Raw genomic sequence first — 11376 nt, forward strand, 5'->3', positions numbered from 1 at the left:
GCGCATATCAAGGCGCATATCAAGGAATACTCATGACTATCAGCAAAATCCTTATCGTTGACGACTCCCCGACCGAAGCCCTGTTCATGTCCGACCTGCTCGGCAAGAAGGGTTTCAAGGTGTCGGTGGCCGGCAATAGCGACCAGGCCTTCGCCCGGCTCGAGAAAGAAGCCTTCGACCTGATCCTGATGGACGTGGTGATGCCTGGCCAGAACGGCTACCAGGCGACCCGCGCGATCAAGCGCGACGACCGCTTCAAGGACATTCCCGTGATCATGTGCACCAGCAAGGGCCTGGACACCGACCGCATCTGGGGCATGCGCCAGGGCGCGGCCGACTACATCGTCAAGCCGGTCGACAGCGAAGAACTGCTCACCAAGATCGCCGCGCTGACCCACTGAGCCAGGCGCCGGTCCTGCACCCGCTTCCCTCCCTGCCACGCCTATCACCCGGACCTCGACCATGAACGCGCCGCGCCAGGACCTCCGTGCCCGCCAGACCCGGCTGCAGGACTACCAGGCCATGCTGGCCCGCCGCCTGCGCGAGGCGCGCAACCTGCCGGCGGTGGACAGCTACCTGGGTTTGCAGGTGGGCCAGCGGCACTGGCTGCTGCCGTTGCCGCAGACGGGCGAGGTGCTGGAGATGCGCCAGCCCAGCCGCGTGCCGCTGACGCAGTCCTGGTACACGGGGCTGGTGAATGCACGCGGCAGCCTGCTGGGCGTGATCGATTTCGGCCAGTTCTGCGGCGAGGGAGCCACCTCGCTGCAGCCGGGCAGCAAGATCGTGGTGCTGTCGCGCCAGGTGGAGCGCGCTTGCGGCATTCTTGCCACGCGCGTGATAGGACTGCGCCATGCGGGCGACCTGTCCTTGCCGGCTGAGTCCGCGGCCGGGGCGCCGGCACGGCAGGAGGCAGCGCCGGAATGGGAGGGCGCCCGTTTTGCCGACCGCGACGGGCGTGACTGGCAGGTGCTCGACGTGCGCAGGTTGCTGGCGTCTCCGGCCTTCCTGCAGGTGGGCCGGCAGGCTGCCTGAGCGTCGCGCGGGCATGCCCGCTGCAACAAATCAAAATCGAAAAATAACGGACAGAGGGTGCTATGGGTTTCAAGATGTTCAACCTGGGTCGCCAGGCACAGGTGGCCAGTGCCGCCGAACCGGCGGTGAATGCCGCCGCAGCGCCTGGCACGCGTAGCACCCCGGCCCGGCGCTTCTCAGACAGGCTTTCGCGCCTCCCGTTTTCCAGCCAGCAACGCGCGCTGACCGCAGGTGTGGTGCTGTCGCTGACCGCCCTGCTGGCCTCGGTGTATTTCGATAACCGCGTAGCCAATAACGGCGCCGCGCAGATCGAGATCGCGGGCGACATGCTGATGCACTCCCAGCGCCTGGCCAAGGCAGTGCCGGTGGCCCTGCTGGGCAATGCGCAGGCCTTCACGCAGCTGCGCCAGTCCAAGAGCGAACTCGCCGGCGACTTGCAGGCGTTGCAGAGCGGCAGCGACGCCAAGCACGTGCGCGCCACTGGCGAGGCGGCCGCGCCGTTGCTGGAAAAGGCCATGGAGTCCTGGCGGCGCACCGAGAAGAGCGCTGGCGACGTACTGGCCCAGCAGCCCACCCTGACCACCATCGGCCAGACCCTGCAGATCTTCAACGCCTCCAACCCGGAACTGCTGGAAAGCGCCGAGCAGGTGGCGGCGATCAAGCTGCAGAGCGGCGCCAACGCCCGCGAGGTGGCTGCCTCCGCGCAGATGGTGATGCTGACGCAGCGCCTGGGCAAGAACCTCAACGAGTTCCTGGCCGGCGAAGGCGTCAATCCGGAAACCGCGTTCCTGCTGGGCAAGGACACCAATACCTTCCGTGAAACCCTGGACGGGCTGCTGAACGGCAGCGAAGCGCTTCGCTTGTCCGCCGCCGGCGATGCCGAGACCCGCGGCTACCTGCAGCAGCTGTCGCAGCGGTTCGACGCGGTGCAGAAGACCACCCAGACCATCCTGCAGAACCTGCCCGGCCTGATCGCCGCCAAGCGCGCCCAGCAGCAGATATTCAATGACAACGAGGCACTGCGCGGCGAGCTGTCCGCGCTGCAGGCCGCCTATGCCGAAGGCGCGCGCGTGCGCCCGCTGACGCTGGGCGCCACCATCGTCTCGGCCTTGCTCACGCTGCTGTTCCTGGCTGGCCTCGCCGCGCTGTACCTGCGCGACTCCCGTGCCCGTACCCTCGAAGCGGAGGCCCGCGAACGCGAGGCCGAAGCCCGCCGCCTGGACGAAAAGCGCAACAACGACGCTACCCAAAAGGCCATTCTGCAGCTGATGAATGAACTGCAGGACATCGCCGACGGCGACCTGACCAAGCAAGCCACCGTGACCGAGGACATCACCGGCGCCATCGCCGACTCGGTGAACTACACGGTGGAGGAACTGCGCGAACTGGTGGGCCGCGTGCAGCAGACCGCCGGCGAGGTGACGCAGGCTTCGAGCCAGGTGCAGGACACCTCGACCGAGCTGGTCGCGGCGTCGGAAGAACAATCGCGCCAGATCCGCCAGACCGGCGAATCGGTGGTGGAGATGGCGGACCGCATCACGCAGGTGTCGCGCGGCGCGGCGGAATCCGCCAACGTGGCGCGCGCCTCGCTGGCCGCGGCCGAGCAGGGCCAGCACGCGGTGCAGAACGCTATCGTCGGCATGAACGACATCCGCGAGCAGATCCAGGACACCTCCAAACGTATCAAGCGCCTGGGCGAATCGTCGCAGGAGATCGGCGAAATCGTCGAGCTGATTTCCGACATTACCGAGCAGACCAACGTGCTGGCGCTGAACGCCGCCATTCAGGCCGCATCGGCCGGCGAAGCCGGGCGCGGCTTCTCGGTGGTGGCCGAGGAAGTGCAGCGCCTGGCCGAACGCTCGGGCGAGGCAACCAAGCAGATCGGCGCGCTGATCCGCACCATCCAGACCGATACGCAGGATGCCGTGCACGCCATGGAGCGCAGCACGCAAGGCGTGGTGGAAGGGGCCAAGCTGTCCGACAATGCCGGCGCCGCGCTGATGGAGATCGGCCGCGTGTCGCGCCAGCTCGCCGAGCTGATCGAACAGATCTCGCAGACCACCTCGCACGAGGCGGGACTCGCCACCGCGGTGGCACGCAATATCGAAGGCATCCTGCAGGTGACCGAGCAGACTTCCTCGGGCACGCGGCAGACCGCACTGTCGGTGCGCCAGCTGACTCTGCTGACCGAAGAGCTGCGCAACTCCGTGCTGCGATTCAAGATCGCCTGACGGATTACGCAAGGGCCGCGCGAGCGGGCCACGGGCCGGCGCCACCACATTGGACGCATTGGAAGCAGTCATGTCATTGAATTTCCCTGTTTCGCGCGAGGCCGCCGGCTCCGATCCGGCCGTGCAGGATCCGCTAGCGCCGATGCCCTCTGCGGCGCGGGACCTGTCCATCGCCCCGCCCGCCGCGCCGGTATCGCGCGACCTTTCCGTACTGGCCTGGCTGGCGCCGAGCCTGCGCGCCGCGCTGGACGATGCTGCGGCCGAACTGGGTCATTACGTCGATGAAGTGCAGCAGGCGCCAGAAGCGCTGGGCGCGCGCGACACCACCTCGCTGCGCCTGGCGGGCCAGCATCTGCACCAGGCCGCGGGTGCCGTGCATATCGTTGGCCTGCGCGGTGTCGATCCGTATTGCCAGGCGTTGCGCCGGCTGCTGGAAGGCATCGACGGCGGGGCAGTCGCCGCCGACGCCCGGACCCTGGCCGCCTTCCGCCTTGGCGTGCAGGCGCTGGCCGAGTACGTCGATGACCTGATGGTCGGCGACGACGAAGATCCGGTGCGGCTGTTCTGCTCCTATGCCGACGTGCTGGGCCGGCTCGGCGAGGATCGCGTGCACCCTGCCGACCTGTGGGTCGACGAACTGCAGATGCTGCCCGGCATCCTGCTGCCGACGCGCATGGCCTCCACCGTGACGCGCGCGCGCCAGCGTTTCGAGGGCGCCTTGCTCAAGGCGCTGCGCCTGCCGGTGCCGTGCCTCGAGCCGAGCCTGCTGCGTGAAGCGTATCTGCCGCTGGAATCCGCGCTGGAAGACGTGCGCGCGAGCGAACAGGAGCTGCGCCGCGCCACCGATCACCCGGACCGCGGCGTATGGCACGTGCTGGCGCTGGTGTTTGGCGCGCTGGCCCACGGCCTGCTGCCGTCGGACCTGCTGGCCAAGCGGCTGGCGGGGCGCGCGCACCTGCTGCTGCGCCAGTACCTGCAGGGCCAGGTGCGGGTGCCCCAGGCGCTGCTCAACGATGCCGTGTATTTGCTGGTCACCACGAGCAGGATGCCGGCTGCCAGCGAGCCGGAGAGCGCGGCCGTGCTGGTGCTGCGCTCCGCCATCCGCGAGTGCCTGCAAGCCTTCCGCATCGACGTGGCGCATGCGTCGGCGCATGCCGATTTCCGCGTGCGCTACTACGGCTGGCTCGACCCGATCGATACGCACAATCTGCAGCAGGCAGCCGCCGCGCTCGAACGGGCGGCGGGCGCCGGCGCACAACACGGTGAATGGCAAAACGCGCTGGCGGTGCTGGCCGAAGCCGCGCAGCCGCTGGCCCAGCCGGCCTTGCAGCGCTGCCTGGATGCCGCCGCGCACCCCGCGCTGCAGGTCCATTCCGGCGATGACAATCTTGGCGGTATCGGCGCCATCGCGCTGTTCCTGGGGCGTGCGCTTGCCTTGCCGTGGCGTGTGCATGGCAGCACCGGCCATGCCGCGGCGGCTGAATTCGCGCACCGTTGCGATGAACTGGCCTTGCATCTCGGCGAGCGCCAGCGCGGCGACCAGGCGACGCCGCCCCCGCGCTGGCTCGCACAGATGGTGGACCAGGCGCGCGCGCAACGCTTGCGCGAGGCCGCGGTCGCGCAGTTGCGCGGCCATCTCGACAGCGGCGAATCGTGGCTCGATGCCTATGACCGCGACGTCGCCCGCGCCGAGGCCGGCGCACACCTGCGCGATGCCGAGCGCGCGTTCGCGGCGCTGGCCGGCACGCTGGAGCAATTGCGCGACGCCGGCGCGCTGCCCGACGCGCTGCGCACCGACGCGCAGGCGGTAGCGGTGGCATTGGAGCGGGTGATGCCAGCCCTCGAGTGGCTCGCTGGCGCCCGCGCCACGCAAGTCCCGGGCGATGCCGCTACCGGTCCGGGCAACGAGGCCGACGCCGCGAGCGAGCGCGCCGCCCGGCTTGCCGCGATCGCCGGCGAGCTTGGCGCAGTGCATGCCTTTATCGATGCGCTGGCTTTTGGCCGGAGCCCGGCGGCGGAGGTGCGGGACGAGGCAGCCGAGGCTGATGGCCAGGCCGTCCACAGCGGCGCCGTCTCCCACGCGGCCCTGCTTGCCAGGGCGCGCGCGGCTGCCAACGATGCCGTGCGGCACCCGGCCGCCGCCGACGCGCCAGAGGTGATGACGCTGCGCGCTGCGCTGCAGGCCATGAACGAACAGGCCGCCATCGACGATGCTGCCGGTTTGCGCCGCCAGGCCACCGAAGCCACCACCCAGTTCAATGCCTGGCTGGCCGGTTCCCACGGCGCGGCGGAGCGGCTGGTGGTGGCGCTGGCCGATGCGCTGCCGGCCGGTGCACCGGGCGCATCCGCGATGCCGGCTGGGGCCGGGGATGCGGAGAAGAGCGAGAAGCCCGAGAAGGCAGATGCGGCCGGCATCGATGCTGAACTGCTCGACATTTTCCTGAGCGAAGCCGTCGAGGTGCTGGGCGAGGTCGCCAGCGATCTCGGTGGCGGTCTGCCGGCGCTGCAGGATGCCGATACCATCAGCCGCCTGCGGCGCGCCTTCCATACGCTGAAGGGTTCCAGCCGGATGGTGGGCCTGCACCGCTATGGCGAGGCGGCCTGGGCCATCGAGCAGGTGATGAATCTGTGGATTGCCGAGGCACGCGCCCCCGCGCAGGTCCTGCTGGACCTGTTGTTGCGCGCCCACCAGGAGCTTGCCGGCTGGGCCCAGGCGCTGCGCGGCGATGCCCAGGCGGTGCACGATGCCGCCGGCCTGCTGGCCGCGGCACAGTCCGTGCGCGCGGGCGAACAGCTGGAGCCGGCATCGGGCCATGAACTTGTGGCGCCACAGTCCCTGGGTGAGCAGGGGGGGCAGGTGCAGCAAGGGCAGGCGGAGCCGGAAACAGAGCCGGAACAGGAGGCGCAGGCCGGTCTTCCGGCGGCCGGGGCCGGCGAAGATGCCAACGCCGGGGCGGATGCCAAAGTCATTCCCTTCCGTTTCGCCAGCACGCCCGCGGAGGAAAACGATCACTACAAGCTGATCGGCCCGGTGCGTATCAGCCTGCCGCTCTACAACGTCTACCTGCAGGAAGCCGACGATCTGATCCGCCAGTTCGCCACCGATGTTTCCGAGTGGCGCCACGAAGGCCGGCCCTGCCCGAGCGAGCTGGCATTGCGCGTGGCGCACACGTTGCAAGGCAGCGCGTCCACGGTCGGACTGGAGCCGGTGCGCGCGATTGCCGAGGTGCTGGAGCGCCTGATGCTGCAACTCGGCGCGCACCCGGTGGCGATGCACCCTGGCGACTTCCGCCTGCTGGAGCAGGCGGTCGAGCGCGTGCGCGGCATGTTGCACCAGTTTGCCGCCGGCATCTGGCCGGCCGCCGACGAAGCGCTCTGCCGCAGTCTCGCCGAGTTGGGCGAGCGTGCCATGGTGCGGCCGCGGCTGGCGATGCCGGCGGCGCCGGAGTTGCCGCCCGAGGCGGAGGACGCGCCGGTTGCGCTGTTGTTCGGCAAGCTAGCGCCCGCGGCCAATGCTGGCGCGCTGTACGATGCTGCCATCACGGTATTGGATACGGCGGGCGTGGATGCCGGTCATACCGACGCGGCCAACACGGGCGAAGCTTCCTTCGCCGTGCATGCCGACACCGGCCGGATCCCGCCGGCGCCCGGTGCCGCGGATGTGCATGAGACCGCGGGCACTGCGCACCCGCTGGCCGATGAGGCGGCTGCGGAAGAATCCCTCGATCCGGCGCTCGTCGAGATCTTCCTGGAAGAGGCGCACGGCAGCCTCCCCGAACTGGGCAAGCTGCTGCGTGGCTGGGAGACGGCGTCCGGCGATGGCCAGCACGCCAGCCACGCTGGCCTGATCCTGCGCGCCTTGCACACGCTCAAGGGCAGTGCGCGCATGGCCGGCGCGATGGCGCTGGGCCAGGCAGCCCACGAGATGGAGACCCTGCTCGACGCCGCCGTGCGCGCGGATCGCGTCGGGCCGGTGTTGTTCGTGCGCCTGTATGCCTGGTACGACCGCATCCTCGCGCATAGCGAGGCGCTGCAGGCTGGCCGCCTGCTGCCGGTGGACGATGCCGACCTGATCAACGCCATGACCGGGCTGAACAGCGCGCCGGCGGCGCTGGTCCCGGCGGGCATGGCCGGCACGCCGGTACCCGCGCAAGATGCACCACAAGATGCCCCGCAAGGTGGCGGCGAGGGCGGCCCGGCGCCGTTGGCGCGTTCCGCCGTACAGCCCTGGCTGCAAGCCGGGCCGGTGCGCCCCGTGGCGCCTGCGCCGGGCGACGCGCTGGCGCCGGCAGCGGACGCCGGCGAACGCCAGCGCGCGCTGGTGCGAGTCCAGGCCCGCACGCTCGATACGCTGATCACCGACGCCGGCGAAGTCGGCGCAACGCGCGCGCGGCTGGAAAGCGAACTGGATGCGATGCGCAGCTACCTGGGCGAACTCAACGACAACGTGGCGCGCTTGCGCGGCCAGTTGCGCGAGATCGAGATCCAGGCCGAGTCGCAGATGGCCTCGCGCATCGCCGACGCCCAGCACAAGCAGGAATTCGATCCGCTCGAGTTCGACCGCTTCACGCGTTTCCAGGAACTGACGCGGATGATGGCCGAGTCGGTCAACGACGTGGCCACCGTCGAGCAGAACCTGCAGCGGGGCTTTGACCGCGCCACTGGCGACCTCGATACGCAGGCCCGCCTCACGCGCGGCTTGCAGCGCAGCCTGATGCAGGCGCGCATGGTGCAGTTCGACGCGCTGGCCGAACGCCTGTACCGCGTGGCACGGCAGGCCTCCAGCGAGACCGGCAAGGACGTGCGCCTGCTGATCAAGGGCGGCACCGTGGAAGTCGACCGCTCGGTGCTGGACCGCATGGCCGGCCCGATCGAACACCTGATCCGCAATGCGGTGGTGCATGGCATCGAGGCCGCCGAGGTCCGCCGCGCCGCGGGCAAGCCGGCCGCCGGCGCGCTGACGCTGGAAGTGCAGCAGGAAGGCAACGAGGTGGTGCTGCATTTCGTCGACGATGGCGGCGGGCTTGACCTCGCCCGCATCCGCGCGCGGGCCATCGAGCGAGAACTGCTGTCCCCGGACGACGAGGCGGGCGATGCGCGGCTCACGGAACTGATCTTCGCCCCCGGCTTCAGCACGGCCGATAGCGTGTCGGAACTCGCCGGGCGCGGCGTCGGCATGGACGTGGTGCGCGCCGAGACCGTGGCGCTGGGCGGGCGCATCGCGCTGGCCACGCAACCCGGGCAAGGCACCCGCTTTACCGTGCACCTGCCGCTGACAACCGCCATCACGCAGGTGCTGCTGGTCACGCTGGGCGGCCGGCCGTTCGCCATCCCGAGCGGCATGATCGACCAGGTCCAGCAATTGCGCTCGCAGGGGCTGCTCGAAGCCTACAACCAGGGCAGCCTCGACGTGCCCGGCGGCGCGGTGCCGTTCCATTACCTCGGGACGTTGCTGGAGGAAACGCCGGCGATTGCCGCGGGCAAGAAGTATTCGCCGGTGGTGGTGGTGCGCAGCGGCGCCGAACGCATCGCCGTGCACGTGGACGAAGTGATCGGCAACCGCGAAGTGGTGGTCAAGCACATCGGCCCGCACCTGGCGCGCCTGGAAGGCATTGCCGGCGCGACCACGCTGGGCGATGGCGAGATCGTGCTGATCTACAACCCGGTGGTGCTGGCGCAGCGCTTCGTGCGCGAACGCGGCGAACCGGCGCGTCCGCAGATCGCCGATCTCACCTACCTGGCGCAACAACTGGCGCAACCGGCGCAGCTGGGCGCGGTGGCTGAACTCTCACACGGCGAAGCCGCGCCGGTGCACGGCCTGGGCACGCAGCCTACCGTCATGGTGGTCGACGATTCGCTGACCGTGCGCAAGGTCACGCATCGCTTGCTGACACGCGCGGGTTATCAGGTGGCGCTCGCGCGGGACGGCGTGGATGCGTTGCGGCAGTTGCAGGAGATGATGCCGGATGCCATGCTGGTCGATATCGAGATGCCGCATATGGATGGCTTCGACCTGACTCGCAATGTGCGGGCGGATAGCCGTACCGCGCATATGCCGCTGGTGATGATTACCTCGCGCACGGCGGAGAAGCATCGCCGCTATGCCGCGGAGATCGGTGTCAATGTCTACCTGGGCAAGCCGTATAACGAAGATGAGCTGCTCACTATGTTGCATCAGTTGCTGGGTGAGCGCGCGGCGGGGACGGCGGGGTCGGTGGCGCAGATGTTGGGGGAGGATGCGGGGAATTGAGGGAGGGGGGCTTTGGCGTCAAAGACTAAAAAGCCTAAAAGCCCCAAAGTCAAAGGCAGTTTCACCACCCCTGCGGGGCGGCGACCTACTTTCTTGTCTTGCCAAGAAAGTAGGCAAAGAAGGCGCGCCGGATGGGGCGACTTCCCCTCGTGATTCGACAAAAAGAGCGGCCGGGACCCAAACTCGCATCGCCTTAAGGCGATACTCAGACATGGGTCCCTCTTTTCCGCTCCTTTCGCCGAATCACGAGGCGCCCCATACGGCCTGGTACACCTTCACGGCTCGCTTCGCATCGCGGGGCCGTGTGGCCCGCCCCTCGGGCGCTCCACACGGCTACCCCCATCGTGTTCCGGCTCCATCGCTCTTCCTTGCCGCCGGTTGGCTCTTCCGCTTGCCGGAGAGGGGACGATGGAGAGGGCGGCGCTCGATGTGGCGCCCCCTCTCAGATTCCTACTTGTTCACCATTCGAGCCGGCACCGACAGCGTCAGCGCCGCGCCTACCACCAGACACACCGCCAGCAGATACATCCCGGAATCCGTGCTTTGCGTCAGGTCCTTCAGCCAGCCCACCGCATACGGGCTGATAAAGCCTGCCAGGTTGCCCAGCGAGTTGATCAGCGCAATACCGGCCGCGGCGCCGGTGCCCGCGAGAAATGCCGTGGGCAGACTCCAGAACAGCGGCAGCGTGGTCAGGATGCCGATGGTGGCCAGCGTCAGTCCGAGCAGTGCCAGCACTGTGTTGCTGTGCCATTGCACCGACAGCACCAGCCCAAGCGCGCCCGCCAGCGCGGGAAGGGCGATATGCCAGCGGCGCTCGCGCGTGCGGTCGGCGCTGTAGGCCACCAGTATCATGCCGACCACCGCGCAGCCATAGGGAATGGCGGTGAGCAGGCCGATGTCCAGCGGGCTCTTCACGCCGGTCTGCTTGATGATCGTGGGCAGCCAGAAGCTGACGCCGTACAGGCCCATCACGAAGCAGAAGTAGATCGAGCTCATCAGCCAGACACGCGGGCTGGTCAGCACCTGGCCGACCGGCGCGTCTTCCTTGTGCATGTCCTCGTTGGCGATATTGCGCTGGAGCAGGGCCTTCTCTTCATCGTTCAACCACTTGGCATGGACGATGCGGTCGTCGAGGTAGGCCAGCACCACCAGCCCCACCAGTACCGACGGGATGCCTTCGAGCAGGAACATCCATTGCCAGCCGGACCAGCCGTTGTGGCCGTCGAAGGATTGCATCACCCAGCCCGACAGCGGCCCGCCGATCACGCCGGCAAGCGCAACCGCAGTCATGAAATAGGTGGTGGTGCGACCGCGACGGTGCGACGGATACCAGTAGGTGAGGTAGAGGATGATGCCGGGGAAGAAGCCAGCCTCGGCGATACCGAGCAGGAAGCGCAGCACGTAGAACATCGTTGGCGTGGTGACGAACATCATCGCCGCCGAGATCAGCCCCCAGGTGATCATGATCCGGGCGATCCAGATGCGCGCGCCCACCTTGTGCAGGATCACGTTGCTGGGCACCTCGAACAGGAAGTAGCCGATGAAGAAGATGCCCGCGCCCAGCCCGTAGACGGTCTCGCTGAACTGCAGGTCGTTAAGCATCTGCAGCTTGGCAAAGCCTACATTGACCCGGTCCAGGTAGGCCACCACGTAGCAAAGCAGCAGGAAGGGAACGAGACGCCAGCTCACCTTGCGGTAAGTGGCATCCTCGAAGGTGGGGTCGGCCGCGCCGCTTTGTACTGCGGTTGTTGTCATGCTGTCTCCTCTGGGATTTACTCTCTCTGATTGCACGATACCGCTGGATGAGGGGCGCCGCTTGCTACACGCGGCCCCCCCGCGTTGAATGCGATGCCCGCACCGGTG

The 11376-nt window shown here is 68.4% G+C and carries 5 protein-coding genes; 4 read left to right on the forward strand and 1 reads right to left on the reverse strand.

Annotated elements, in window-relative coordinates:
- The first annotated feature begins 32 nt into the window (after window positions 1-32).
- From ACZY0R_RS19990 to ACZY0R_RS20005, 4 genes are all read left to right on the forward strand, one after another.
- On the forward strand, window positions 33-401 hold the full coding sequence (locus ACZY0R_RS19990) for a response regulator (RefSeq protein WP_045239173.1): 369 nt from the start codon (window positions 33-35) through the stop codon (window positions 399-401).
- 61 nt (window positions 402-462) lie between these two features.
- On the forward strand, window positions 463-1032 hold the full coding sequence (locus tag ACZY0R_RS19995; protein ID WP_488860638.1) for a chemotaxis protein CheW: 570 nt from the start codon (window positions 463-465) through the stop codon (window positions 1030-1032).
- 62 nt (window positions 1033-1094) lie between these two features.
- Window positions 1095-3263, forward strand: a complete 2169-nt coding sequence (locus tag ACZY0R_RS20000) for a methyl-accepting chemotaxis protein (RefSeq protein WP_488860640.1) — start codon at window positions 1095-1097, stop codon at window positions 3261-3263.
- A 70-nt stretch (window positions 3264-3333) separates the two neighbouring features.
- The gene (locus tag ACZY0R_RS20005) at window positions 3334-9513 is read left to right on the forward strand and encodes a hybrid sensor histidine kinase/response regulator (protein WP_488860642.1); all 6180 of its coding nucleotides are present in this window, start codon (window positions 3334-3336) and stop codon (window positions 9511-9513) included.
- 450 nt (window positions 9514-9963) lie between these two features.
- Here the strand turns inward: ACZY0R_RS20005 and ACZY0R_RS20010 are convergent, their stop codons facing one another.
- The gene (locus tag ACZY0R_RS20010) at window positions 9964-11268 is read right to left on the reverse strand and encodes an MFS transporter (protein WP_488860644.1); all 1305 of its coding nucleotides are present in this window, start codon (window positions 11266-11268) and stop codon (window positions 9964-9966) included.
- Window positions 11269-11376: the final 108 nt, after the last annotated feature.

The organism is Cupriavidus sp. F041 (assembly GCF_057814235.1).

Excerpts from the sequence above, each read along its gene's own strand:
- ACZY0R_RS19990 (WP_045239173.1), top strand. The coding sequence starts at position 33 with ATGACTATCAGCAAAATCCTTATCGTTGACGACTCCCCGACCGAAGCC.
- ACZY0R_RS20000 (WP_488860640.1), top strand. The coding sequence starts at position 1,095 with ATGGGTTTCAAGATGTTCAACCTGGGTCGCCAGGCACAGGTGGCCAGT.
- ACZY0R_RS20005 (WP_488860642.1), top strand. The coding sequence starts at position 3,334 with ATGTCATTGAATTTCCCTGTTTCGCGCGAGGCCGCCGGCTCCGATCCG.
- ACZY0R_RS20010 (WP_488860644.1), bottom strand. The coding sequence starts at position 11,268 with ATGACAACAACCGCAGTACAAAGCGGCGCGGCCGACCCCACCTTCGAG.
- ACZY0R_RS19995 (WP_488860638.1), top strand. The coding sequence starts at position 463 with ATGAACGCGCCGCGCCAGGACCTCCGTGCCCGCCAGACCCGGCTGCAG.